Origin of the sequence: Streptomyces marincola, assembly GCF_020410765.1 — a bacterium.
Lineage (GTDB): Bacteria > Actinomycetota > Actinomycetes > Streptomycetales > Streptomycetaceae > Streptomyces > Streptomyces marincola.
Map to the genome: position 1 here is coordinate 3,251,024 of NZ_CP084541.1, position 24,441 is coordinate 3,275,464.

At 73.8% G+C, this 24,441-nt stretch carries 20 protein-coding genes; 10 read left to right on the forward strand and 10 right to left on the reverse strand.

Annotated features, from left to right (window positions below):
- Positions 1-17: 17 nt before the first annotated feature.
- The 3 genes from epsC to LC193_RS13945 are packed head-to-tail and all read right to left on the reverse strand — an operon-like array spanning position 18 to position 5,964.
- Positions 18-701, reverse strand: coding sequence for a serine O-acetyltransferase EpsC (epsC, locus tag LC193_RS13935; protein ID WP_226074417.1), 684 nt, complete (start codon positions 699-701; stop codon positions 18-20).
- A complete protein-coding gene (locus LC193_RS13940) occupies positions 698-1,711 on the reverse strand; it encodes a DMT family transporter (protein WP_226074419.1) in 1,014 nt (337 codons plus the stop codon). The genes epsC and LC193_RS13940 overlap by 4 nt, the downstream gene beginning before the upstream one ends.
- A gap of 44 nt (positions 1,712-1,755) precedes the next feature.
- Positions 1,756-5,964, reverse strand: coding sequence for an amino acid adenylation domain-containing protein (locus tag LC193_RS13945; RefSeq protein ID WP_226074421.1), 4,209 nt, complete (start codon positions 5,962-5,964; stop codon positions 1,756-1,758).
- A 556-nt stretch (positions 5,965-6,520) separates the two neighbouring features.
- Here LC193_RS13945 and LC193_RS13950 point away from each other — a divergent pair.
- Entirely contained in the window at positions 6,521-7,567 is a 1,047-nt protein-coding gene (locus LC193_RS13950) for a helix-turn-helix transcriptional regulator (RefSeq protein ID WP_226074423.1), read from the forward strand.
- Here LC193_RS13950 and LC193_RS13955 read toward each other — a convergent pair.
- Entirely contained in the window at positions 7,534-8,778 is a 1,245-nt protein-coding gene (locus LC193_RS13955) for an MFS transporter (protein WP_226074425.1), read from the reverse strand. The genes LC193_RS13950 and LC193_RS13955 overlap by 34 nt on opposite strands.
- Positions 8,779-9,112: 334 nt before the next feature.
- Between LC193_RS13955 and LC193_RS13960 the strand changes: the two genes are divergently transcribed.
- From LC193_RS13960 to LC193_RS13975, 4 genes are all read left to right on the forward strand, one after another.
- Complete coding sequence (locus tag LC193_RS13960) at positions 9,113-10,198, forward strand: S-(hydroxymethyl)mycothiol dehydrogenase (RefSeq protein ID WP_226074426.1); 1,086 nt, start codon at positions 9,113-9,115, stop codon at positions 10,196-10,198.
- Complete coding sequence (locus LC193_RS13965; RefSeq protein WP_226074427.1) at positions 10,198-10,830, forward strand: MBL fold metallo-hydrolase; 633 nt, start codon at positions 10,198-10,200, stop codon at positions 10,828-10,830. The genes LC193_RS13960 and LC193_RS13965 overlap by 1 nt, the downstream gene beginning before the upstream one ends.
- Before the next feature lie 217 nt (positions 10,831-11,047).
- Positions 11,048-12,013: a glycosyltransferase family 2 protein gene (locus LC193_RS13970; protein WP_086159750.1), complete on the forward strand. Its 966-nt coding sequence runs from the start codon at positions 11,048-11,050 to the stop codon at positions 12,011-12,013.
- A gap of 3 nt (positions 12,014-12,016) precedes the next feature.
- Complete coding sequence (locus tag LC193_RS13975; protein ID WP_226074428.1) at positions 12,017-13,474, forward strand: alpha-2,8-polysialyltransferase family protein; 1,458 nt, start codon at positions 12,017-12,019, stop codon at positions 13,472-13,474.
- A gap of 117 nt (positions 13,475-13,591) precedes the next feature.
- Here the strand turns inward: LC193_RS13975 and LC193_RS13980 are convergent, their stop codons facing one another.
- Positions 13,592-14,635 carry an acyltransferase gene (locus tag LC193_RS13980; protein WP_226074429.1) on the reverse strand — a complete coding sequence of 348 codons (1,044 nt, stop codon included), beginning with the start codon at positions 14,633-14,635 and terminating at the stop codon, positions 13,592-13,594.
- Between the two features lie 307 nt (positions 14,636-14,942).
- Positions 14,943-15,599, reverse strand: coding sequence for a SanA/YdcF family protein (locus LC193_RS13985; protein ID WP_226078594.1), 657 nt, complete (start codon positions 15,597-15,599; stop codon positions 14,943-14,945).
- Positions 15,600-15,906: 307 nt separating this feature from the next.
- Here LC193_RS13985 and LC193_RS13990 point away from each other — a divergent pair, with 307 nt between their 5' ends.
- The 4 genes from LC193_RS13990 (at position 15,907) to LC193_RS14005 (ending at position 20,539) form a co-directional block, all read left to right on the forward strand.
- A complete protein-coding gene (locus tag LC193_RS13990) occupies positions 15,907-16,674 on the forward strand; it encodes a sulfite exporter TauE/SafE family protein (RefSeq protein WP_226074430.1) in 768 nt (255 codons plus the stop codon).
- Between the two features lie 59 nt (positions 16,675-16,733).
- A complete protein-coding gene (locus tag LC193_RS13995; protein ID WP_226074431.1) occupies positions 16,734-18,251 on the forward strand; it encodes an ATP-dependent DNA ligase in 1,518 nt (505 codons plus the stop codon).
- A 166-nt stretch (positions 18,252-18,417) separates the two neighbouring features.
- Positions 18,418-19,494, forward strand: coding sequence for a L,D-transpeptidase family protein (locus LC193_RS14000; RefSeq protein ID WP_226074433.1), 1,077 nt, complete (start codon positions 18,418-18,420; stop codon positions 19,492-19,494).
- A gap of 70 nt (positions 19,495-19,564) precedes the next feature.
- On the forward strand, positions 19,565-20,539 hold the full coding sequence (locus tag LC193_RS14005; RefSeq protein WP_226074434.1) for a ketopantoate reductase family protein: 975 nt from the start codon (positions 19,565-19,567) through the stop codon (positions 20,537-20,539).
- Here the strand turns inward: LC193_RS14005 and LC193_RS14010 are convergent.
- The gene (locus LC193_RS14010) at positions 20,523-21,209 is read right to left on the reverse strand and encodes a TetR/AcrR family transcriptional regulator (RefSeq protein WP_404819414.1); all 687 of its coding nucleotides are present in this window, start codon (positions 21,207-21,209) and stop codon (positions 20,523-20,525) included. The genes LC193_RS14005 and LC193_RS14010 overlap by 17 nt on opposite strands.
- Before the next feature lie 115 nt (positions 21,210-21,324).
- Here LC193_RS14010 and LC193_RS14015 point away from each other — a divergent pair, with 115 nt between their 5' ends.
- On the forward strand, positions 21,325-22,281 hold the full coding sequence (locus tag LC193_RS14015; protein WP_226074436.1) for an NAD(P)-dependent alcohol dehydrogenase: 957 nt from the start codon (positions 21,325-21,327) through the stop codon (positions 22,279-22,281).
- Between the two features lie 116 nt (positions 22,282-22,397).
- On the opposite strand, the gene LC193_RS14020 is transcribed toward LC193_RS14015, so the two are convergent.
- The 3 genes from LC193_RS14020 to LC193_RS14030 all read right to left on the reverse strand — a co-directional run bounded on the left by LC193_RS14020 (position 22,398) and on the right by LC193_RS14030 (position 24,409).
- The gene (locus LC193_RS14020; RefSeq protein ID WP_226074437.1) at positions 22,398-22,772 is read right to left on the reverse strand and encodes a VOC family protein; all 375 of its coding nucleotides are present in this window, start codon (positions 22,770-22,772) and stop codon (positions 22,398-22,400) included.
- A 101-nt stretch (positions 22,773-22,873) separates the two neighbouring features.
- Positions 22,874-23,431, reverse strand: a complete 558-nt coding sequence (locus tag LC193_RS14025; RefSeq protein ID WP_226074438.1) for a DNA-binding protein — start codon at positions 23,429-23,431, stop codon at positions 22,874-22,876.
- Between the two features lie 81 nt (positions 23,432-23,512).
- On the reverse strand, positions 23,513-24,409 hold the full coding sequence (locus LC193_RS14030; RefSeq protein WP_226074439.1) for an NAD(P)H-binding protein: 897 nt from the start codon (positions 24,407-24,409) through the stop codon (positions 23,513-23,515).
- Positions 24,410-24,441: the final 32 nt, after the last annotated feature.

Consider the following 24,441-nt stretch of genomic DNA (forward strand, 5'->3'; position numbering starts at 1 on the left):
TCGGCGGGCCGGCTGGGTCACCAGACGGGGAAGGAGCGGGGCGCGGCGGGCGCGGCCCGGGGCAGGGCGGGCGCGGTCGGGGGCACGGGAACGGGGCGGGTGACGGGACCGGGTGCGGTCGCGGCTGTGCGGGTGCGGGCCCGCGCGAGGGGCGCGAGGACGCGGGTGCGGCCGGCGACGTCGTCGATCACCAGGGCCTGCGCGCCGATCACGGCGTCGTCGCCGACGGTGATCGGCCCGAGGAGGCTGGCGTTGGCGCCGATGACGACGCGGTCGCCGACGCGCGGGTGGCGCCGGGCGCCCTCCCCCCGCTCCCGGTCGTGCCACCAGCCGACCGAGCCGAGCGTCACCTGGTGGAAGATCGTGACGTCGTCGCCGATCACGGCGGTCTCCCCGATCACGACGCCGGCGCCGTGGTCGATGAAGAAGCCGCGCCCGATGGTGGCCCCCGGGTGGATCTCGATGCCGCCGGTCGCGAGCCTCGCCAGGACCGAGCACAGCCGCGCGGTGCGGCGCAGGCCGCGCCGGTGCAGCCGGTGCGCGACGCGGTGGCTCCAGATGGCGAGGACCGCGGGGTGCAGCAGCGCCTCGGTGCGGGAGCGCACCGAGGGGTCGCGCGCCCTGACGGTGTCGAGGTCGCGGACGGCCCGGCGGTAGGCCCGCCGCGGGGTCCGCGGCCCCGGCGTCCCGCGGGGGCTCAACGCCGTTCCTCCGCCGCCCTGGTCGCGACCGGCTCGTCGCGGCCGGCGGCGGTTGTGGACTCCGCGGCTCCGGGCTGCGCGGCGGCGGGCGGGGCCTTGGGCGCGGGGGCGGCGTCCGCGGCCCCCGGCCCGCGGCGCAGCTGGCCGTCGCGGTTCTCGGCGTAGCCCATGGCCAGGAGCACGATGAGGCCGCCGGCCACGAGGTTCCAGGTGATCGTCTCGTCGAGCACGACGATGCTGACGAGGACGGAGGCGACCGGCACGACGTAGTTGACCGCGGAGGCCGTGGTGGCGCCGACGTCGTTGATGAGCCGGAAGTAGAGCACGTAGGCGAGCCCCGTGCTGAACAGCCCGAGCACGACGATGCTGCCGGTCACGCGGCCGGTGAAGTCGGGCGTCTCCCAGGCGAGGAACGGCGTCACGGCGGCCTGGATGGCGAACGCCGCGATCAGCTGGGAGGCGGCGGCGCCCATGGCGGGCAGCTTCTTGGGCGACAGGAACTTCCGCACGTACACGAAACCGCAGGCGTAGCTGACCGCCGCGCCGAGGCACGCGAGTTGGCCGCCGAAGGAGCCGAGCGCGTCGCCCCACGGGCCCATGAGCACCACGACCCCGATGAAGCCGAAGGCGAGGCCGGTGGCCTTGCGGCCGGTGACCCGCTCGTTCGGCAGGGCGGCGGTGGCGATGGCGAGGGTCAGCAGCGGGGTGCCGCCGATGAGGACGCCGGCGATGGCGGCGCCCGTGGTCTGCTCGCCGTAGGAGAGGAGGAGGAACGGGATGACGTTGCCGAACAGCGCGGCGGCGGCCACGTGGCCCCACACGCCGAGCTGCCTGGGCAGCGGCACGCGGCGGAACGCGACGATGAGGGAGAGGACGGCGGCGCCGAGGAAGAGGCGGGCGAGGACGAGCTGGCCCGGGGTCAGTCCTTCGAGCGACACCTTGATGAACGTGAAGCTGCTTCCCCAGAGCAGCGCGAGGAGCAGGAACCGGCCGGCGGTTGCGTTGAGCATCTGGACTCCGTGGTTGGGTCGTGCGGTTGCGGTGTCGGTGCCGGTCAGTACTGCGGGAACTTGCGGAGCAGTGCCTTCCGGTTCACGATCTCGGGGATGTAGACGCGTTCGTTCCACGCCTCCTGTTCGACGGGTTCGAGCGCGATGGAGATGACTCCCTCGTCGCAGCGGAAGGCCGTCTGCACGGCCGTGGTCACGGCGGCCACGAGCCGCGACTGCTCCTCCTCGGTGAGCGGCACCGGGAAGTGCTTGATGTTGACGTGCGGCACGATGTCTCCCCTTGTCTCCTGTGTCTCTCCCGTCTCCTGCGACTCGCCCGCCTCCTCCGTCCCCCCGGCCGCCTGCGCGAACGGCGCGTCCCCGGCGGCGAGGCGCGCGTGCACGGCGCTCAGCAGGGTGCGCACATCCGGCTCCCTGAGCAGGCTGTAGTGGTCGGCGTCGAGGTCGACCGTCGTGGGCGGCGCGGCGGCGTAGCCGCTGCTGTTCTCGATGAACGCGTAGTCGTCGCCCCGGGCCTTGAAGAGGGTGACGGGCGCGTCGATGCGCCGGCTGGCCAGTTCGCGGAAGGTGTAGGTGAACTCGTAGGTCCTGCGCACCACCGCGACCACGCGGAGCACCAGGTCCCGGTCGAGGTGCGGATGCGTGCCCGTGATGAACGCGGCGAAGCTGTCGTCGTCGTGCGCGGCGCGCAGGCAGGCGTCGAGCGCGGGTCCCGTGACGCTGCCCGAGAAGACCGAGTGGAGGATCGTCACGAACGCCCGGTCGGCGTAGGCCGGATCGGCTCCCTCGGGCCGCGGGGGCGCGGGGGCGGTGGCGGGCGCCGGGTCGAGCCGGGGTGCGCCGGGCGCGATGAGGAACAGGTGCGCCACCTCGGCGCCCGCGCGTTCCAGCCGGTAGGCCGTCTCGAAGGCGACGCGGGCCCCGAACGAGTAGCCCCACAGCGTGTAGGGGCCCTCGGGCTGGAGGCGGCGGATGGCCGCCATGTCCGCCTCGGCCATCTCCGCGATGGTGCCGTAGGGCGTCTCGCCCGGGTTGATGCCGTGCGCCTGCACGCCGTAGAAGGGGCGGTCCCCGAGCCCGGCGGCCAGCGGCCTGAGGTTCATCGTGTAGCCGCCGAGTCCTGGCCAGCAGAACACGGGCGGGCCGCCGCTCCCCGCGTGCAGCCTGACCAGGCGCGAGGCGGGTTCCGGTGCGGTGGCGGCCCCGGCCCGGTCGAGCGCCGCGGCGAGGCGTTCGATGGTCGGGGAGTCGAAGAGGACCTGGAGGGGCAGCGCGGCGCCGAACTCCTTGTTGACCCGGCCGACGAGGCCCACGGCGATCAGCGAGTTGCCCCCGGTGGCGAAGAAGTCGTCGCGGACGGAGACGCCGTCGCGCTTCATCAGCCGTTCCCAGATGTCGCGGACGCGCTCCTCGGTGCGCGTGCGCGGCGCGACGAACGTCCGGTCGGGCGCGGCGGAGGTGACGGCCTCGGCCGTCTCAAGGGCCCGCACGTCGATCTTGCCGCTCGCGGTGAGCGGGAGGCGGTCCATGACGACGACCCGTCCCGGCACCATGTAGTCGGGCAGCAGGTTCGTCAGGTCGGCGCGGATCATCTCGGCCGGGCCGCGCATGTGGACGCTGTCCTCGTGCATGCCCTCGCTGCGCCGCTGCCGCTCGCTGACCCGGCCGCCGACGAAGAAGTAGGAGGGCCCGGGCTCCTCGCCGGCCGCCCGCAGAACGCGGTTGACGCGTTCCGCCGCGGGCAGCGGGTGCCCGGTCTCGGAGCTGTAGCCGGAGGACATCAGGCCGATGCCCTCGTCGTTCATCATCAGCCGCTGGAGCGCGCGGCCGAGGTCGATGTAGCGCGGCCAGCCGGCGCGGCGCCTGCTGACGGCGGTGATGCCGAAGCCGGCCGCCTCGTACACCTGCTGGTTGATGGCGATGACGTCCTTCTTGCGCACGACCTCGTCGGTCGCGTGGCGCAGGTCGCCGTCGCGGTAGCGGTACTGGCCGGCCGGCAGGCCCGCGACGCGTCCCGGGTGCGCCTGCACCCAGAGGTCCCAGGGGTCGGGCGGCCGGGGTCCCGCGGCCGGGCCGATGTCGAACGTTCCCAGGTAGAAGTCGTCGTCCGCGCAGTGGAGTGCGGGCAGGACCTCCGGCTCCCACAGGGGTTCGCCCAGGCGGAGGCCGTGCGCGGGCAGGACCTCGTCGAACAGCCCGGCCATGTGGCCGGTCTCGATCTCCAGCACTTCCCTGATGTTGTTGCGGTACACCGGCTCGATGGCCTGCCGCTTGCCGGCCACGTGGACGCGCAGCCGGGGCGCGCCGCCGGCGGGGGCGGCCCGGCCGCCGATGAGGACGAGCCGGTGGTGGACCGGGTGGTAGTAGTGCAGTCCGTCCGGCAGGAACGGCACGCCGGCCGTCTCGATGTACAGCTGGGCGGCGTAGAGCGCGCCGGGCGAGGCGTACCCGTACTTGGGCAGCAGCCGCTCCTCGCTGCGGAACTGGCCGAAGTACCGCAGGATCTCGCCGAGTCCGGCCGCGGTGAGCGTTTCCGGGGCGCGGGGGGCGGCGCCGGGCGCGCGGCGCGGGGCGAGCAGCCGCAGCAGGTCGGCGCGGGTGACCTCGCCGCCCTCGTAGAAGCGGTAGGTCTTGCGGGCGAACACGCGGCGGCGCTGGTGTGCGGTGGCGGTCGCGCCGGGCAGGGCGAACGCCGGGCGGCCGGCGAGGTCGGCGTCCTCGCGGGTGCCGAGGCCGGCGAGCTGGGCGCGGACCTGGAGCCTGCTGTCCTTGGACTGGTGGTGGGCGCCGTGGTTGCCCTGGTCCATCAGGGCGGCTTCCTTGGGGCTCAGCTCGACGCACGCGATGAGGTGCTGGAAGCCCGTTCGCGGATCGTCCTTGACCAGGACGGCCGCGTTCTTGACCCAGTCGTGCGCCTCCACGGCGAGGCGGATCTCGTCGAGTTCGACGCGGAAGCCGCGGAGTTTGACCTGGTTGTCGGCGCGGCCGACGAACTGGGCGGTGCCGTCGGCGTTCCAGTGCGCGAGGTCGCCCGTGCGGTACAGGCGGGTGCCGGGCAGGCGCGGGTCGGTGAGGAAGCGTTCCGCCGTCAGCTCGGGCCTGTTGAGGTAGCCGCGGGCCAACTGCACGCTGGATATGTACAGTTCGCCGACCTCTCCGGCGGCCACGGGGGAGCGCGCGGCGTCGAGGATGTGGAACGCGGTGCGGTCCACGGGCGTGCCGATGGGGACGGCCTGCGGGCCGTCGGCGACGGTGAGCGGGTCGACGGTGTGGGCCGAGGCGTTGACGGTGGTCTCGGTGGGTCCGTAGAGGTTGATGAGCGCGGTACCGGGGAGCGTGTCGAAGAATTGGAGCGCGAGCGCTTTGGAGAGGACCTCGCCCCCGCTGAACACCTGGGTGAGCGAGGTGCAGTGGTGGAACCGTTCGCTGTCGAGGAGGGCCTGGAGCAGGGTCGGCACGCACTGGAGCGCGGTGACGCCGTGCCGGAGGATCGTGTCGATCAGCTGCTCGGGGTCGCGGTGGATGCCGGGCGCGCCCATGACGACGCGGCTGCCGCAGGCGGGGGCCAGGATCTCCCACTGGGCCGCGTCGAAGCTCATCGGGGTCTTCTGGAGCACGGTGGTGGTGCCGTCGAGGCCGTGGGCGGCGGCGAGCCAGCGCATCTGGCTGACGATGCCGCGGTGTTCGATCATGATGCCCTTGGGCCGTCCCGTGCTGCCCGAGGTGTAGATCACGTAGGCGAGCCGGTCGGGCCCCGGCGGCCCGGCGGGCGCGGGCGCGCGGGCCGGGCGGGGGGCGCCGGCGTCCTCGGGGGCGACGACGCGGATGCCCGGCGGGGCCAGGGCGAGCAGCCGGTCGTGCAGGTGGCGGGGCGCGAGCACGGTGCGGACGCGGGCGTCCTCGATCATGTAGCGCAGGCGCTCCTCGGGGTAGTCGGGCGAGAGCGGCAGGTAGGCGCCCCCCGCGTGGAGCACTCCCCAGGCGCTGACCATGAGGTCGAGCGAGGGTTCGGCGAAGATGCCCACGGGGTCGTCGGCCGCGACCCCGAGGTGCCGCAGCCGGGCGGCCAGTTCGTCCGCGCGCCCGGCGAGCGCGCGGAACGTGAGGTGCCGGTCGCCGTGGACGACGGCGACGCGGTCCGGGTGGGCCCGCACCTGCTCGGCCAGCAGATCGGGCAGGCACGTGGTATCGAGCGCGTCGCCCGCGCCCGCGGGAATTTCTGCGTCCGTTGGGTGGGAATGTGCGGTGGCCATCGTCTTCTCTTTCGCTCGTGAGAAAGCGTGGAGAAATCACGCTTTCCAGCGTGTGAGCATGACTGGTGCGGGCGCCCCGGACACGGGGGTGACGAACGGGCGTTGTCAGGACGGGGCGGGTAAGAGGCGGAAATGACCTGTCATGCGGGCCGGGCGTGCCAGGCGGCCGGCGGACTCGCGCGTCCTCGGCAAGCGGCGCTGAGATACCGGCATGACCGGTGGGTTACCGACGGGTGGGGGGTCGATGGGCGCGATTCGGCCTGCCGTTGCGGCTGCCTGCCGCCGTGTCAGCCCCAGCCGCTGTCGTCGCCCCCATTTCCGGGGGCGCGGTGGGCGAGTTCCGCTGCGGGCCGGGGAGTCATTTCGAACGGAAAACTGATCATTTGTGCCGCTATCGCGGCTGCTCTCATGGGCGACATGGTTTCTGTCCTTCCCCCGAAATTGAATACGACCAGTCCGAATGTTCTCGGCCATTTCAGGTTCCTGGCCTGGGCATCTTGCGTCAAGCAAGGCCCGGGGACATCATGCTGCAAGCAGCAAGCTGCATGGAGGCAAAGTGGACAAATGGGATCTAGCGGGCGATGCCTTATCCGCTCAGCGGCTGAATGCGACCTCCACCCGCGTCTATAAGTGGGCCATCGCACGTAACTTTGTTTCGTTGGAAGAAATAACAGATGTACTCGGTCTTGCCAGCGGCGAGGCGCGAGAGGCCCTCGGCACCCTGGTCGCCGCCCGCCTGATGGAGGAACGGCCGGGGCCCGGCGCCTCGGGACCGCCCGAGGACGCGGCGGCCCCGGACCCGGGACGGCGGTGGCGCGCGCTGAACCCGCAGATCGCGGCGGCCAGGCTGGCCGCGACGGAGTCGAGGCTGCGGCAGTTGATGGTGGACCTCAGCAGCGCGCGGCAGGACTTCGAGCAGTTGTCGGATGTCTACTCGATTCTCGGTTCCGGCGGCGGCAGCAGGAAGGCGATCGAGATCGTCGGCGCGCTTACCGATGTCGTTTCCTTGATCGACGAGGCGAGCGCCGGCTGCAAGGTCGAGATGATCAGTTCGCAGCCCGGCGGCGGACGCCCGCCCGAGCAGTTGGAGCAGGCCGTCGTCCGGGATATCGAGATGCTGGACCGCGGGGTGAAGATGCGCACCCTCTATCAGCACGCGTCGCGCCACCACACGGCCACGCGCGCCTATGTCGACCAGGTCACCGCCGCAGGCGCCGAGGTGCGCACGAGCACGGAACTCTTCGGCCGCATGATCGTCTTCGACCGGGCCGTGGCTTTCCTCCCCCACCACACCGTTCCTGGCGGTGCCGCGGTGATCCGCGACCCCTCCGTCATCTCCTTTCTGTGCACGGCGTTCAATCACGCGTGGGAACGGGCCACCCCCGTGGAGAACTACCGTCTCGAACCCGCGGTACTCAGCGATCTGCACCGCAGTGTGCTGCGCCTGCTGAGCGAGGGGGCGCGGGACGAGACGATGGCGCGGCGGCTCGGTGTTTCCCTGCGCACCTGCCGGAAATACGTTGCCGAGATATTCGACGAACTCGGTGCCGAGAGCCGGTTCCAGGCGGGCTATCTCGCCGCGGAACGCGGATTGCTCAAATGACGGGCGGGCCGGGGGCCGCGGTCCCCGGCCCTGGTGTCCAGCCACGCGGGCACGACGGCGGCCAGCAGCAGCGCGGCGGTGAGCGCGAACCCGGTGGAGTAGCCCGTCCAGCCGATCAGCACGCCGAACCCGACCGCGCCGACGCCCATGCCGGCGTCGAACGCGAGGTTCCACAGCGCGCTCACGCGCCCGAACGCGGCGCGCGGCACGCGCTCGAACATGACCGTGAGCGTGACGTTCTGGAGCACCCCGTACGCCGCCCCGAACAGCGCCATGCCGACGAGCACCCCCCACGGGGCGCCGGGGAACGCGAGCGCCGCCGTGCCGGCCGCCCCGGCGCACACCGCGGGGACCAGCAGCCGGCCCGAGCCGAACCGGTCGCCGTACCAGCCCGCGCACCAGCGGGCCACAGGCGCGGTCGCCGCCTGCACCAGCAGGGCGGCGGCCACCAGGTTCCGGTCCGCGTCGATCAGGGCGAGCGGCAGGAACGTCACCACCACCCCGGCCACCAGGGTGCCGGCGGCGAGGATCAGCGTCGGGCGGGCGAGCGCGGGCACCTTCAGCCCGCCGAGCACGCCGCCGCCGCCGGCGGCCGGGCCGGGCGCGGCCGGGCCCGACGGCACGGCCTCCACGGCCTCCACGGCCGGTGCCTCCGCCCGGCCCGGCAGCCCGGGCACGGCGGCGAGCGCCGCGAGCGTGAGCGCGGCCGTGCCGAGGAAGACCGGCGCGAACCCGAGGCTGTCGCTCAGCGACACGCCCAGCGGCAGCGCGACCACCGGCGGCACCCCGATCGCCACCCCGTAGAGCCCCAGGCTCTCCGACCGCCGCCCGGGCGGGGCGAGTTGGGCGGCGAGCGTCGTGCCGGCCACCACGACGATCCCGAGCCCGGCGCCGCGGGCCAGGCACACCGCGAGCGTCCAGGGCAGGGACGGCGAGAGCGCGAGCAGCGCTGCGGGCACCCCGAGCAGCACGAGACCGGCCGCGACCAGCGCCCGGCAGCCGAACCGGTCGAGCAGGCGCGGCACGGCCAGTTCGGTCAGCACCGTGGCGAGCATCATCACGCCGGTGGTCAGGCCCGCGCCGACCCCGCCCTCGCCGCCCGCGGCCACGTACAGCGGAACGACGGAGAGCAGCACGTTGAAGCCGCTCATCCCGCCGAGGGACGCGACGAGCAGCAGGAACATCCGCCGGTTCAGCAGCCGCTGCGGCACTCGCCCTCCCCCAGACGCCCTCCCGGACTCCCGGACTCCCGGACTCCCGGACTCCCGGACTCCCGGACTCCCCTGCGACCCTGCCCCGGCGGCGGCGTTCGCACGCGCGGTCGAGCGCGCGTTCTCCCGCGCGGCGCGCGCTCCCGTCCGCGCCCCGGCCGGGCGCGCCCCCCGCGTGGACGCCCCGCGCGCTCTCCCCGAGAATGGCACCGGCACGAACACGGCATGATCGACAAATCGCTGCCGCACAGCGACGACCGAGCAACACCGACGAAACAACGCGAACGAAGCAACGCGAAACGAAGCAATCCGGCTGATCGGAGAGGCACCTTCCATGGCGGACGAAGTACGCGGCGTCATCGCGCCGGGCAAGAACGAGCCGGTCCGGGTGGAGACCATCGTGATCCCCGACCCCGGACCGGGCGAGGCGGTGGTGCGCGTCCTGACGTGCGGGGTGTGCCACACCGACCTGCACTACAAGCAGGGCGGCATCACCGACGAGTTCCCGTTCCTGCTCGGGCACGAGGCCGCGGGCACCGTCGAGTCCGTGGGCGAGGGCGTCACCGAGGTCGAGCCCGGCGACTTCGTGGTCCTCAACTGGCGTGCGGTGTGCGGGCGTTGCCGGGCCTGCCTGCGGGGCCGCCCGCAGTACTGCTTCAGCACGCACAACGCCGGGCAGCGCATGACGCTGACCGACGGAACGGAGCTGACGCCCGCGCTCGGCATCGGGGCGTTCGCCGAGAAGACCCTCGTCGCCGCAGGGCAGTGCACGAAGGTCGACCCGGAGGTCTCCCCGGCCGCGGCCGGGCTGCTCGGCTGCGGGGTCATGGCGGGCATCGGCGCGAGCATCAACACCGGGGGCGTCGGCCGCGGCGACAGCGTCGCGGTCATCGGCTGCGGCGGAGTCGGCGGGGCCGCGGTGATGGGCGCGCGCCTGGCCGGCGCGGCCCGGATCATCGCCGTCGACATCGACCCGAGGAAGCTGGAGACCGCGACGCGGCTGGGCGCCACCCACACCGTCGACGCCTCGGGAACGGACCCGGTCGAGGCGATCCGCGAGCTGACCGGCGGGTTCGGGGCCGACGTGGTGATCGAGGCCGTGGGCAGGCCGGAGACCTACCGGCAGGCGTTCTACGCGCGCGACCTGGCGGGCACGGTGGTCCTCGTGGGCGTGCCGACCCCCGAGATGCGCATCGAGCTGCCGCTGCTCGACGTCTTCGGGCGCGGCGGGGCGCTGAAGTCGTCCTGGTACGGGGACTGCCTGCCCTCGCGCGACTTCCCCATGCTGGTCGACCTGTTCCGGCAGGGGCGCCTTGACCTGGACGCGTTCGTCACCGAAACGGTCGGGCTCGGCGACGTCGAGGCGGCCTTCGACCGCATGCACGCGGGCGACGTGCTGCGTTCCGTGGTGGTGCTGTGATGGCCGGGGCGCGCGTCGAACACCTCGTGACCTCGGGCACGTTCGCCCTCGACGGCGGCACCTGGGACGTCGACAACAACGTGTGGATCGTCGGCGACGACAGCGAGGCCGTCGTCATCGACGCCGCGCACGACGCGGACGCCATCGCCGCCGCGCTCGGCGGCCGGACGCTGCGGGCCGTGATCAGCACGCACGCGCACAACGACCACGTCGGCGCGGCGCCCGCCCTCGCGGAACGCACCGGTGCGCCGGTGCTGCTGCACCCGGACGACCTGCCGCTGTGGCGGCTGACGCACCCGGACCGCGAGCCGGACGGCGAGCTGGCCGACGGGCAGGTGCTCACCGTCGCGGGCACCGAGCTGACCGTGCTCCACACGCCGGGGCACGCGCCGGGCGCGGTGTGCCTGTACGCGCCGGCGCTGGGCACGGTGTTCACCGGCGACACCCTGTTCCAGGGCGGCCCGGGGGCCACCGGCAGGTCGTTCTCCGACTTCCCGACGATCATCGCTTCGATCCGCGACCGGCTGCTGGCGCTGCCGCCCGGCACGGTGGTGCGCACCGGGCACGGCGAGAGCACGACGATCGGCGCCGAGGCCCCGCACCTCGCGGAGTGGATCGACCGCGGGCACTGACCCGGCGGCGGGCCATCACGGCCGGACACGGTCCGTCGCGGGCCGGTCCGGCCGGATGGCATGCTGGGGGCATGTCCGTTACCGATCCGCGCCGAAAAAGGGGGGAATTGGCCGACCGTACAGTCGGCGTTCACCGCGTGGTCATCTGAGCGACCCACGACGCGCTGCTCGCGTGTTTACCGTCGCGTTCGTCCTGCTCACAGCTCATGGAATACCGGTGCCCAAGCTCTCTGTCATCGTCGCCTGCCACAACGTGCAGGATTTCGTCCCCAATACGCTGCGCAGCCTGGCCACCAACGCCGGGCCGGAGACCGAGTTCATCCTCGTGGACGACCGGTCCACCGACGCGACCGGCGAGATCCTCGGCCGTGCGGAAGGGGAGCTGCCGCGGGCCAGAGTGATCAGGCACGACACGAATCTGGGCATCTCGCACGCGCGCAACACCGGGATCGAGGCCGCGCGCGGCAAATACCTGACCTTCCTCGACGGGGACGACTGGTACGCGCCCGGCTACCTCGACGAATTGACCAACGCCATCGACGAACTCGACTGCGATTACGTGCGCACCGACCACGTGCAGTCCAACGGCAGGCGCCGCACGGTCAACCGCGCGCCCGCGCCGCGCCGCGGCGTTCCCATGAGCCCCAGGGACGCGATCACCCCGGCGGACAAGAAGACGATGGTCGACTACCCCTTCGTGTGGGCGGGGGTGTACCGGCGCGAGCTGTTCGAGGACGGGCTGCGGTTCCAGACCCACCTGCGCACCGCGGAGGACCGGGTGTTCTGCTGGCAACTCCAGCTGCGCGCGCGGACGTTCGCGACGGTGGGGCTGCTCGGCGTCTTCTACCGGCGGGGTGTGACCACCTCGCTGACGCAGATAAAGGACGACCGGCAGCTGGACTTCATCCCGGCGCACGACCTGATCCTGCGCGAGGTCCAGCAGGACCCGGAGGCCGAGCGCTTCCTGCCCAAGATCGTGCGCACCTACTGCGCGATGATCGCGTTCCACGCGGGCAACGCGGCGAGTTACGAGGCCGACGCGGCGCGCCGGCTGAAACAGGAGTCGGCGGCGGCCCTGCGCGGCTTTCCTCCGCAGCTGCTGGAGAAGACACTGGTGGCGATGGGCGACGAGCGCGGCAAGGTGCTGCGCCGCTTGCTCGGCCGGGGAAGGAAGGCGGCCTGAGCCATGGGTGTGCGCACGCAGATCTTCGAGGTTTCGACGCTCTACGGAGCCGCCACGCTCGCGGCGGCACTGGACGCGGGGCAGTTCGGCCGGGAGGAGGGCACGCGGCGCGTGCTCCTTGTGTCGAACAACGCGACCATTCCGGAAACGGCCGCCGCGCTGACGGACATGACCGGCTGGGCGCGGATCACGACCCGTTTCGACCGGGTCATCAACTGGAACGACACCATCCGTCCGCACCACCCGAGCGACTGGGGCCCGGCCGACCGGGACGCGCCGATCTGGGAACGGCTGCTGCGCCGGTACTGGGGCCTGGGGGACGGCCCGGTGGAGCTGGCCGTGGAGTCCGTGCACGCCAAGCCGGCGTCCGCGCTCGCCAAGATCTTCGGTGACGCGGACGTCCACGTGTACGCGGACGGGCTGATGAGCTACGGCCCGACCCGGGACCGGATCTCGCCGGAGACGGCGATCCGCGTGCAGCGCCTGCTGCACCTGGACCTGGTGCCCGGGCTCGCACCGCTGCTGCTCGCCGAGCACGGGGTGCCGGCCGAGGTGGTGCCGGGCGAGGCGTTCCGCGCGGTGCTCGACGAGATCGGCGCCGAGCACGTGGTCCCCGGGGCGCCGGACGGCGAGGCGGCCGACGGCGAGGCCGCGGACGGTGAGAAGACGGGCACGGCGGACGACGCGGACGGCACGGCGGACGGCCCCGAGGCCGCCGCGCCGGGGCGGGTCGCGGTCCTGCTCGGCCAGTACCTCGCCGCGATCGACATCCTCACGCCCGCCGAGGAGGAGCAGCTGCACGAGCGGATGCTGCGCGGCGCGGCGGCGGCCGGGTTCCGCGACGTGGTGTTCAAGCCCCATCCGACCGCGCCGGTCCAGTACTCCAGGGCGCTGGAGAAGGCCGCGGCCGAGGCCGGCGTGCGGCTGACCGTGCTCGACACCCCGATGCTCGCCGAGACCGTGTTCGAGCACTACCGGCCCGGTCTCGTGGTCGGCTGCTTCTCCACGGCCCTGATGACCGCGTCCGCGTACTACGGGGTGCCGATCGCCCGGGTCGGCACGGACCTGCTCATGCAGCGCATCACCCCGTACCAGAACAGCAACCGCATCCCGCTGACCATCGTCGACGCCCTGGTGCCCGACCTGGAGGCCCAGCGGGCCGGTGAGGTCGTCACCGAGCGCGCCGACGCCGCCGCGCGGGTCGCGCCGCTGGTGCGGACCGTCGGCTACTGCATGCAGGCCAAGACGAACCCGGGCCTGCGCGGCGAGGCCGAGGCGTGGCTCGACGCCCACCTCGACGAGACGACGTGGCGCTACTTCAAGCGGGCCAGGCTGACCGCGCTGGCCCTGCCCGGCGGGTTCGCCTCGCAGATCACGCGGCAGCTGCCGGGCGGCGGGACCGCCATGCGGTTCGCCCGCAAGGTGCGCAAGGCGACCCTGCGCAACAACGCCAAGCGCTGACCGCGCGGGCCCGGCCACCGCACCGGAACGCCCCCGGCCGCCGCGTCCAGCAGTGCGGCGGCCGGGGGCGTTCCGGGGTGCGGGCGGGCCGGGGCGGGCCCGTCGCCGCGCGGCGGCTCAGCCGAGCCAGCGGCGCGCTCCGAGCTTGCCCCACAGCAGGCTCGCGCCGTACGAGAGCGCGATCGTCATCGCGACCATCGCGACGAGCATCGCGCTCGCCTCGACGGCGCCCGAGTCGGCGGACACCCAGCGCTTCACCAGCTCCTCGACGAAGAACACGTGCACCATGTAGGCGCCCATCGCGGCGGCGGACAGCTTGGTCAGCCGGGGGCGCCAGGACTCCTTGATGTGCATGCGGCTGACCAGCGCCAGGAGGCACAGGGTGAGGACGGCGACGAACGGGTGCGCGTTCGGGATCACGTAGTGGACCTGCGTATCCCACCAGACGCAGCCGGCCATGGCCGCGACCATCACTGCGGCCACCAGCCACAGGGCGCGGCGCGACAGGCGCTTCGGGTGGGCGAACAGCAGGGCGCCGCCGATCGCGTACACCACCGAGTAGGTGCCGAAGCTCCAGCCGACCGGCGGCGGCGACCAGCCGGTGAACTCGCCCACGGTGGCGAGCAGGTGCGGCAGCCCGGCGATGACGAGCAGCGCGATGCCCAGGCCCCACGGGCGCCGCCCGGCGCGGATCAGCACGACGAAGCCGAGGGCCATGATGATCGGGATGTACGAGTAGAGGAACCACAGGTGGTACGCGGGCCGCACGGAGCCGAACACGGCCTCGACCGCCATGTCGGACATCGGGTCGGTGTTGCGGTCGCGCAGGTAGGCCCACGCCAGGTAGAGGGCCGTCCAGACGAACAGCGGCGTGCCGTTGCGGATGATGCGGGTCCACATGCGGGCGCTATCGCGCGGCGGGGCGCCCATCAGCACGGCCCAGCCGGCCATGGCGAAGAACATGGGTACCGCGAACGCGTTCGCGCCGTCCGCTATGTGCCCCACCCAGTAGGCGGCGGGGCCGTTCGACTCCTCCCGGTCGACGGCGAGGATGAACGCGCCGGCGACGTGTCCGAGGATCACGGCGCAGGAGCAGATCAGCCGCATGAGATCGATGTCGAACCGGTGTTCCAGCTTCGGTTCCGACCTGGGAGCGGGCACGGGGTTCAGGTCGTCTTTGTCCGTGACCGCCCCAGTTTGCGGGGTCGCGGAGGGTGCGCTCTTGGCGGGCATGGGTTCCGATCGCAGGGTCTGGCTGGGTGTGGGCATCCCGTTGTCAACGGCTGTCCAAGACTGTCAACGACTGTCCTTGGCTGCCAACGGTGGCACCGGACCTGGCTCCGGGAACCGTTGTTCGTGAACTTCTAGCCGACTTCCGGCAATGTCCCGCCGCCGGGAAGTGACTGTCAGGTGAACTACGGCATACCGTCGGGTGCCGGCGCGCGCGCCGACCACCGGGAGTCCTCAGTCAGTGCTCTGCCAGGATCTCATCCAGGGCGCCTTCCCGGGGGCCCGCGAATTCAGGCGCCGGATCGAACGCGGCCTGATAGGCGGCCGTGACCGCGCCCGCCATCTCCCGCACCCCGCTGAACAGCCACACACCGCTCATGCGCTCCGGCACTCCGACGCCCCACGCGTCGATGCCCGCGGCCTCGCAGAGCGCGAGCGCGCGCCTGATGTGGAACTCCTGGGACACCAGGAGCGCCTCGGTCACCCCGAAGACCGAACGGGCCCGTGCACATGAGTTCCAGGTGTTGAACCCCGCGTAGTCGGCGACGATGCGGTCGCCCGGCACGTCGCGGTCGATGAGGTACTGGCGCATCGAGTCCGGCTCGTTGTAGTCCTCGGTGCTGTTGTCCCCGGTCACCAGGATCGCGCGGGTCCGCCCGCTGTGGAACAGCTCGGCCGCCGTGTCGAGCCGGTTCGCCAGCCACTGGGTCGGCTCGCCGTCGGGCCGCAGGCCCGCGCCGAAGACGACGGTCACCGGCGCGGCGGGCGCGTCGGCGAGGTCGCGCACCCGGCCGTCCGTCGTCACGTGCAGCCACGCGGAGGGCAGCAGCGCGAGGACGAGCAGCGCCATGACGGCCTGTACGGCCCGGCGCTTGCCGGGCACCGTGCGCGGCATGCGGGGCCGCGCGGCGCGCGCCAGGCGGCGCAGTCGATCGGTGGTCACACCGTGTGTCACGTCCCGCCGGGCGGGGGAGTTCCCGAGCTCCGGGGGTTCGCGGGTCCTAGGTTCGGCGGGGGGGTCGGCCCGGCGTGGCCCGGTTCGGAACGGGTGGCCCGGTCCGTGCGGGGCGACGGCCGGGGGCGGCCTGGCCCGGCGGGGAGCGGGTCGGGCATGATGGGCAATCGAACAGTTTCGTACAGATACCTACGCGCACCCGGGGATCGTTGACACCGATGAGCGAGCGCCGACACCTCGGGGAGCCGTGAGCGGGCTCGGGGCCGCGGACCTGGCGGTCCTCGCGCTCGGCGCGCTGCTCGTGGGGATCGCGAAGACGGCCATCGGCGGGGTCGGCGCCATCAGCGTGGCCCTGTTCGCCGCGGTGCTCCCGGCCCGCGAGTCGAGCGGCGCGCTGCTGCCGCTGCTGATCGTGGGCGACCTGTTCGCGGTGCACGCCTACCGGCGGCACGTCGACTGGCCGGCCCTGCTGCGCCTCTTCCCCTCGGTGGCGGCCGGCGTGCTGGTCGGCGCGGTGTTCGTGGCCGGAGTCGACGACACCGCCATGCGCCGCACGATCGGCGGCCTGCTGCTCGCCGTCGTCGCCGTCCACCTGTGGCAGCGGCGCAGGCGGCGGCGCGCCGCCGCCGAGGCAGGGCCCGCGGGCGCGCCGCCGCGGCCCGCGGGGCGGTGGGTCGCGTTCTGCTACGGGCTGCTCGCCGGGTTCACGACGATGGTGGCGAACGCGGGCGGGGCCGTCATGTCCCTCTACCTGCTGGCGGCCGGGTACGCGATGCTGACGTTCCTCGGCACGGCCGCCTGGTTCTTCCTGATCGTGAACCTGTTCAAGGTGCCGTTCAGCGCGGGGCTCGGGCTGATCACGGCCGATTCGCTGGCGCTGAACGCCGCGCTGCTGCCCGCGCTGCTGCTGGGCGCGTTCATCGGGCGGGCCGGGGTGAAGCGGCTCGACCAGAAGAAGTTCGAGCGCCTTGTGCTCGCGTTCACGGTCGTGGCCAGCCTGAACCTGCTGCGCTGAGCCCGGCGCGGCGCGGGCGCCGGACTGCGCGAACGCGGGGCGCGGGCGACGATGGAGGCATGCTGCTCTCCGAGCCGGCCCGGGTCTGGCGGGAAGTGGCCGCGGACACGGCGAGGACCACGAAGATCGCCGCGCTGGCGCGGCTGCTGCGCGCCACGGAACCGGCCGACGCGCCCGTCGTCATCACCTACCTGGCGGGCCGGCTGCCGCAGCGGCGCCTCGGGGTCGGCCCGCGGGCCCTGGCCCGGCGGCCCGCGCCGGCCGCGCGGGCGCGGCTGACCGTGCGGGAGACCGACGCGGCGTTCACGCGGATCGCGGCCGTCTCGGGCCCTGGCGCCACGGCGGAACGCGGACGGCTGCTCGGCGAACTGCTCGCGGCGGCCACCGCGCCCGAGCAGGACTTCCTCATCCGTCTCGTCTCGGGGGAACTGCGGCAGGGCGCGCTGGACGCCGTCGCGGCCGAGGCCCTGGCCGAGGCGGCGGGCGCGGCGCCCGACGAGGTGCGCCGGGCCGTCATGCTGGGCGGCTCGCTCGGCGCGGTCGCCGGCGCGGTGCTGGCCGGCGGTCCCGCGGCGCTCGCGGAGTTCCGGCTGCGCGTGGGCCGCCCGGTGCAGCCGATGCTGGCGGGCAGCGCGCCGGACGTGGACGCCGCGCTCGACCGGCTCGGCCCGTGCGCGGTCGAGGAGAAGCTGGACGGCGTCCGGGTGCAGGTGCACCGCGAGGGCGCCGAGGTGCGGATCTGGACCAGGACGCTGGACGAGATCACGGAACGGCTGCCCGAGGTCCGCGCCGCCGCGCTCGAACTGGCCGCCGAGCGGGCCGTGCTCGACGGCGAGGTGATCGCGCTGGACGAGACGGGCAGGCCGCGCCCGTTCCAGGAGCTGGCGGGGCGGGTCGGCGCGCTGCGCGGCACCCTGCCGGTGTCGCCCGTCTTCTTCGACCTGCTCGCGCTCGACGGCAGGGACCTGCTCGACCTGCCCACCGAGGAGCGGCACGCGGAGCTGGCCCGGCTGGCCCCCGAGCCGCGCCGGGTGCGCCGCCTCGTGGCGGAGGACCCGGACCGCCCCGAGGTGCGGGCCGCCGTGCGGGAGTTCGCGGGCGCGGTCCTCGCGCGCGGGCACGAGGGGGTGCTGCTGAAGGCGCTCGGCGCCCCCTACGCAGCGGGGCGGCGCGGCGGGTCCTGGCTGAAGGTGAAGCCGGTGCACACGCTCGACCTGGTCGTGATCGGCGCCGAGTGGGGGCACGGGCGGCGCACCGGCCTGCTGTCGAACCTGCACCTGGGGGCCCGCGGCGACGACGGCTCGTTCGTCATGCTGGGGAAGACGTTCAAGGGGCTGACGGACGCGCTGCTCGCCTGGCAGACGGAACGCCTGGGCGCGTTGGCCGTCGAACGCGCCGCGTGGGGTGTGCGGGTGCGCCCGGAGCTGGTGGTGGAGGTCGCGTTCGACGGCGTGCAGCGTTCCACGCGCTACCCCGCCGGTGTCACGCTCCGGTTCGCGCGCGTGCTGCGCTACCGGACGGACAAGGCCCCGGCCGACGCCGACCGGGTGGCCGCGGTCAGGGCGTTGCTGCGCTGATCAGGGCGTTGCCGCCGTGAACCGATGAACGGGTCCGGCGGCGGCGGGCGACCGGTAACGCGGATCGTGGCTCCATCGTTATGGCTGTCGGCGCAACAATCCGCCGGGTTCGCGCATCTTTACCCATGAGGTCTGAGAGATCTGGTCGTGCCAGGGGGGAACATCCATGCGCTCCGCGTACGTTCGCAGGCTCGCCGTGTCGGCCGCCGCCGCCACCGCGCTGCTGCTGACCGGCTGCTCGGCGGAGGAGGGCCAGGCGTCCGGCGCTCCCACCGAAGCGGCCGAGCGGGAGGAGACGACCGCGCCGCCGGACGACGGCGAGGGCGACGACGGGGCCGAGGAGAGCGAGGAGCCGGCCGAGCAGGTCGTGCTGGACTTCGGTGACGAGTCGGACCTGGTGCGGGAGTTGCAGGCGCGGCTCGAACAGCTCGGGCACTTCGCGGCCCGGCCCACCGGGTACTACGGCGACGTCACGGTCGGCGCGGTCTCCGAGTACCAGCGCGCGGCCGGCTTCGAGGTGTCGGGCACGGTGTTCGAGAGCACGTGGGCGGCGCTCACGGGCGCGACGGCCGCGCCGACCGAGGAGCAGCTGTACCCGCCGCAGCAGGTGATGGGCTACGGGGACAACTCCGACCAGGTGCGTGAACTCCAGGCCAGGTTGAAGCAGTTGGGTCACTTCGCCGACAATCCCACCGGGTACTACGGCGATGTGACCGCGGCGGCCGTGCGGGCCTACCAGGAGGCCGCGGGCATCGAGGCGACGGGCACGGTGTTCGAGCCGACCTGGGACGCGCTGCGGGCGGAGACGACCACGCCCACCCGGGACGAGACCCATCCGCCGCTCGAAGTCCCGGAGGTCGAGCCCGCGCAGGGCCTCGACGAGCGCTGCCTCGAAGGCCGCGTCCTGTGCATCTCCAAGACGTCGAACACGATGGCCTGGGTCGTCGACGGCGAGGTGCGGATGACGGTGGACGTGCGGTTCGGCGCCGAGGAGACGCCCACCCGCGAGGGCGTGTTCGACGTGTACTGGAAGTCCCGCAACCACCACTCGACGCTGTACGACTCGCCGATGCCGTACGCGATGTTCTTCGACGGCGGGCAGGCCGTGCACTACTCGGAGGACTTCGCGGCCAACGGCTACAACGGCGCCTCGCACGGCTGCGTGAACGTCCGCGACGAGGCCGCCATCGCGGAGCTGTTCGACGCAGTGAACGAGGGCGACCGCGTCGTCGTCTACTGGTGAACCCCGCGCCCGGGGGGCGTTTTCCGCGCCCCCCGGGTGTATCGCGCGCCCCCGCGGCGACAATGACCCCATGCGTTATGTGATCGTCGGAGCGGGCGCCGTCGGCGGCGCCATCGGCGGCCGGCTGGCCGAGAGCGGGCGCGAGGTGGCCCTGGTCGCGCGGGGGGCGCACGGCGCCGCGCTGCGGGAGCACGGGTTGCGCCTCGACACCCCGGACGCGTCGCTGACGCTGCGCCCGCCGGTGCTCGAAGGGCCGGACGGGTACCGGCCGCGCGCCGACGACGTGCTGGTGCTCGCGGTCAAGACCCAGGACACCGTGGCCGCGCTCGACGCCTGGGCGCCGGTCGCGGGGGACGTGCCGGTGGTGTGCGCGCAGAACGGCGTGGCCAACGAGGATCTCGCGCTCCGCCGCTTCCCCCGCGTCTACGGCATGTGCGTGTGGCTGCCGTCCCAGTACCTGAGTCCCGGCCGGATCACCGCGCCCTGCGCGCCGCTGACCGGCATGCTGCACCTCGGCGCCCACCCGGGCGGCGTCGACGACACCGCCCGGCGGATCTCGGCCGACCTGGAGGCGTCCCGTTTCCTGTCGCCCGTCGTGCCCGACGTGATGCGCTGGAAGTACGCCAAGCTGCTGCTGAACCTGGCGAACGCCGCCGAGGCCGTCTCCGGCCCGATCGAGGGGCAGCCGCTGACGGACGTGGTCGCGGCGGCCCGCGCCGAGGGCGTCGCCGCGCTGAACGCGGCGGGCATCGCGTTCGCCGGCGAGGACGAGCAGGAGCAGCTGCGCGGCGACCGCATGCGGGTGCGCCCCGTGGCCGGTGCCGAGCGCGTCGGCGGCTCGTCCTGGCAGAGCCTGCGGCGCGGCGCCGGCTCGATCGAGGCCGACTACCTGAACGGCGAGATCGTGCTGCTCGGGCGGCGGTTCGGCGTGCCGACGCCGGTGAACGAGACGCTGCGGCGCCTCGCCGCCGAGTTCGCGCGCACCGGCCGCCCGGCCGGCTCGCTGCCCGCCGCGGAACTCGCCGCGCTCACCGGGGTGGTGTAGCCCGCCGCCCCCTGGGGCCGTCGGCCGCGAGCGGCAGATCGCTCAGCGGCAGAGCGGCCGGCGGGGGCAGCCGTTCGCCCGCCGCGTCGGCGCGGAACGACTGGAGCAGGTAGGCCACCAGGCGCCGGGAGGCGGCGCCGTCGTCCGGCAGGGCGGTCACGAGTCCGCAGTGCGCCAGCAGGAGCACGGCGAGGTCGGAGGGGTGGAAGTCGGCCCGCAGCGCGCCGGCGGCCTTGGCCCTGCGGACCAGGGTCATGATGTCCCGCTCCGCGCGCTCCCTGGACCGCGCGTGCTCCGATGTGGTCTCGGGGAAGGCGGCGAGGAACGCGGCCGGGAACCCCCGTTCCTCCCGCTGGAGTTCGCATACGGTCTCGACCAGCTGCTGGAAGCCCTGCCACGGGTCGGGGACGGCCAGGGCCTCGGTGAGCGCCCGCGCGCAGGTCTCCATCTGGCGCGAGAACGCGCCCCGCACCAGCGCGTCCCGGCTCGGGAAGTGCCGGTACAGCGTCGCCACGCCGACGCCGGCCCGGCGGGCGACGGTGGCCATCGGGGCGTCGATCCCGTGCTCGGCGAAGACCGCGCGGGCGGCGGCGAGCAGGCGTTCCCGGTTGCGCCTGGCATCCGCCCGCCCCGCGTCCCGGGGCGCGATCCGAGAGGATTCCACCGTCACTGTCTCTCGCTTCCCGTCGAAACGGACGATCGCGTCCGTTTGGAGCCTACCGTCGGTACCTGTTCCTTCCACGGCCACGGCCACGGGCGACAGAGGCAGAACGGTGGACGACCGCATGATGCAGGCAGTGCTCCACGACCGCTACGGCGGCCCCGACGTGCTGTACCTGGGCCGGGTGCCGCGCCCCGAGCCGGCCGCGGGCGAGGTGCTGGTGAAGGTGCACGCGTTCAGCGTCAACGGCGGCGAGCTGGCGGCCCGCGCCGGCCGCCTCCGCCTCGTGACCGGCCGGCGGTTCCCCCAGCGCGTCGGCCTTGACTACACCGGCGAGGTCGCCGCAGCGGGCAGCGGGGTCACGCGGTTCGCGGCCGGCGACCGGGTATGGGGCGTCCTGGGGCGCCGCGCGGGGTTCGGCAGCGCCGCCGAGTACGTGGCCGTGCCCGCGGAACGGGTCGGCCGGGTCCCCGACGGCCTCGGCCTGGTCGAAGCCGCCGCGCTGCCGGTGGCCACCACGGCCGTCACCGCGCTGCGGGACAAGGCGGGACTGCGCCCCGGCGAACGGCTCCTCGTGCGGGGCGCGGCCGGGGGCGTCGGCAACGCGGCCGTCCAGCTCGGACGCGCGTACGGCGCCGAGGTCACGGCACTCGCGCGCGCCGCCAACCTCGCGTTCGTCCGGGGGCTCGGGGCGCACGAGGCCGTCGACCACCGGGGCGTCCGGCCGGCGGATCTCGGCCGTTTCGACGTGGTCCTGGACACCGTGGGGACCGAGCTGCGGGCCTTCCGGCGGCTGCTGAACCCCGGCGGGCGCATGGTCACCATCGCGTTCGACCTGGAACGGCCCGCGGCGTCGCTCGGCTACCTCGCGGCCAGCGCGGTCCACGGGCGCGGCCGGGTGCGCTTCTTCAGCGGCGAACCCAAGCGGGAGCACCTGGACGATCTCGCCCGGCACGTGGCCGAGGGAAAGCTCCGCCCGGCGGTGGACACCGTCTTCCCGCTGGAGGAGGTCGCGGCGGCGCACCGGGCGCTGGAGGCGGGCGGCGTGCGGGGCAAGTACGTGGTGCGGGTCGCGGCATAGCGCGCGGCGGTCGCCTGGCGTGCCGGTCGCCCGCGGTGCCGGCCGGCCGCGGTGCCGGCGCCACGGGTGCCCGTGGCGCCGGCGCCGGCCGGCCGCGCGGGCCGGGCCCGCTGCCGTCACCGCGGGCGCGGCGCGAAGATCCGGAAGGTGTTGCCCTCCGGGTCCCGGAACACGACCCAGCGGACGCCGTCCTGCTCGTTGTCGCTGACGCGCTCCGCGCCCAGCGCCTCGACCCGATCGGCCTGCTCGGCCCAGCCGCCCCCGCCCGCCAGATCCAGCATCAGGCGGTTGTCCCCCGCGGCGAGTCCACCGGTCGGCTGATGGAACATCCAGGTCGGCCCGTCGCCCTCGAAGCCGATCGTCGCGTACGCCGGTGTCGCCCCCTCGTCGACCGGCCGCATCAGCACGCCCGACCAGAAGGCCGCCAGCCGCGCCGCGTCACGGCAGTCGAAGGAGTACATGCCCACTGTCAAGCTGTCCCTCGAAGCCATCTTCCGTCTCCTTCCACGCGATGGGTACTCGCGGGAATGGACCCGCCGCGCGGACGGAAATCATCGCGCGGGCGGAACGCCTCGCGCGGCACCGCCGCCCGTCATTCCGACGCGCGGTCACCGCGCGGGCCGGCGTCGCGCGGAGTGCCGTGCCGCGCGTCGGAGGCCGTCGCGTCGGGGGCCGTCGCGTCCGGGGCGGCGGGGAGGCGGCCGTTCAGGCGGTCGTGGCGCTGCCTGGCCGCCTGCGGGGTGCCGAGGCCGAGGCCGAACGCGATCTCCTGCCACGTCAGCCCGCGCCCCCTGGCCATGGTGAGCAGCCCGGCCTCCAGCTCGTCCAGCTCGGCCCGCACGCGCGGCAGCAGGGTCAGCGCCGCCGTGATGTCCGCGCGGTCGACCTCGGGCTCGTCGTCCTCGCGCGCGGCGGCGCCGCTGAGCAGGAACGCCACCAGCCGCACCGCCTCGTGCGGGGCCGGCAGGTGCGGGTTGACCTGCCGCGCCCGCTGCCGCGGGGTCCCGCCGTGCCGCTCCGCGATGCGGAACAGCGCGGCGGCGGCGCGGTGCGCCCGCGCCTCGCCCGGGTCGGGAAGCGCGAAGGGGTCGGGGGTGAACGGGTCGGCCCCGGGCGCGCCGCGCCCGGCCTCTGCCGCGTGGTCGGTCATGCCGCCCATTCTGAGGAGCACAACAATTGGTTGTCAACGAAATATAGACAACGGATAATGTTGAACGATCTGTTCAACACGTCAGGGGCGGCCGTCCGCCAGCCAGTCGTCGAACGTCCGCGGCGCGCGGCCCGTCAGCGCGCCGACGTCCTCGGTCAGCACCGAGAGGCCGCCCGCCGCCATGTCCTCCCACAGCCACACCAGGTCGGCCACGAACCCGTCAGGCAGCCCCCGCGCCCGCAGCTCCGCCGCGGCCTCGGCCGCCGGGACGTCGCGGAAGCCGAGGCCGAGCCGCCGCGCGATCTCCCGGTGCGTCAGCGCCTCGGGGCCGGTCGGCACGAACACCTCCCCGGCACCGCGGTCCCCCGTCAGCAGCACCGCCGCGCACGCGGCGACGTCCCGCGCGTCGACGTAGGCCACCCGACCGGCGCCGAAGGTCCCGACCAGCGCGCCGTCCCGCACGTAACCGCCGTCGCCGGTCGCGAAGTTCTGCATGAAACCGTTCGGCCGCAGCATCGACCAGGACAGCCCAGAACGTTCCAGGTACCGCTCGATCTCCCCGTGCGCCCCCACGGACAGCTTCCCGCCGGGCGCGGCACCGAACGCCGAGATTTTGACGACGCGCTCGACGCCCGCCGCGCGGGCCGCGTCGATCGCCGCGAGCTGCCTGCGGACCATGGGCTGCGGCGTGCCGTCGGGCACGGGAACGGCTCCGGCGGTGTTCAGCAGCAGCCGGCTGACGCGGCCCCGCGGCCCGAAGGCCGCGGCGAGCGAGCCGGGGTCGTCGAAATCGCCCACGACGTAGGGGCAGCCGAGGGCGCGCCCCGCGGCGGCCGTTCGCACCAGCGCGGTGAACTCCGCGTTCTCGGCGGCGAGTCGCCGCACCAGGTGCCGTCCGATGGAGCCGGTGGCGCCGGTGACCAGGATCATGTCGCACTCCGCGTAATCTGAGGGGCCCTCGGGAGACGGGGTCACCATATCGAGGGCCCCTCGACTTAGCAGTCGTCCCC

What these genes read in the sequence shown, in the direction of transcription:
- LC193_RS13940 (WP_226074419.1), bottom strand. Translation starts at nt 1,711, where the DNA reads ATGCTCAACGCAACCGCCGGCCGGTTCCTGCTCCTCGCGCTGCTCTGG.
- LC193_RS13945 (WP_226074421.1), bottom strand. Translation starts at nt 5,964, where the DNA reads ATGGCCACCGCACATTCCCACCCAACGGACGCAGAAATTCCCGCGGGC.
- LC193_RS13960 (WP_226074426.1), top strand. Translation starts at nt 9,113, where the DNA reads ATGGCGGACGAAGTACGCGGCGTCATCGCGCCGGGCAAGAACGAGCCG.
- LC193_RS13965 (WP_226074427.1), top strand. Translation starts at nt 10,198, where the DNA reads ATGGCCGGGGCGCGCGTCGAACACCTCGTGACCTCGGGCACGTTCGCC.
- LC193_RS13975 (WP_226074428.1), top strand. Translation starts at nt 12,017, where the DNA reads ATGGGTGTGCGCACGCAGATCTTCGAGGTTTCGACGCTCTACGGAGCC.
- LC193_RS13985 (WP_226078594.1), bottom strand. Translation starts at nt 15,599, where the DNA reads ATGCCGCGCACGGTGCCCGGCAAGCGCCGGGCCGTACAGGCCGTCATG.
- LC193_RS13995 (WP_226074431.1), top strand. Translation starts at nt 16,734, where the DNA reads ATGCTGCTCTCCGAGCCGGCCCGGGTCTGGCGGGAAGTGGCCGCGGAC.
- LC193_RS14000 (WP_226074433.1), top strand. Translation starts at nt 18,418, where the DNA reads ATGCGCTCCGCGTACGTTCGCAGGCTCGCCGTGTCGGCCGCCGCCGCC.
- LC193_RS14005 (WP_226074434.1), top strand. Translation starts at nt 19,565, where the DNA reads ATGCGTTATGTGATCGTCGGAGCGGGCGCCGTCGGCGGCGCCATCGGC.
- LC193_RS14015 (WP_226074436.1), top strand. Translation starts at nt 21,325, where the DNA reads ATGATGCAGGCAGTGCTCCACGACCGCTACGGCGGCCCCGACGTGCTG.
- LC193_RS14020 (WP_226074437.1), bottom strand. Translation starts at nt 22,772, where the DNA reads ATGGCTTCGAGGGACAGCTTGACAGTGGGCATGTACTCCTTCGACTGC.
- LC193_RS14025 (WP_226074438.1), bottom strand. Translation starts at nt 23,431, where the DNA reads ATGACCGACCACGCGGCAGAGGCCGGGCGCGGCGCGCCCGGGGCCGAC.
- LC193_RS14030 (WP_226074439.1), bottom strand. Translation starts at nt 24,409, where the DNA reads ATGGTGACCCCGTCTCCCGAGGGCCCCTCAGATTACGCGGAGTGCGAC.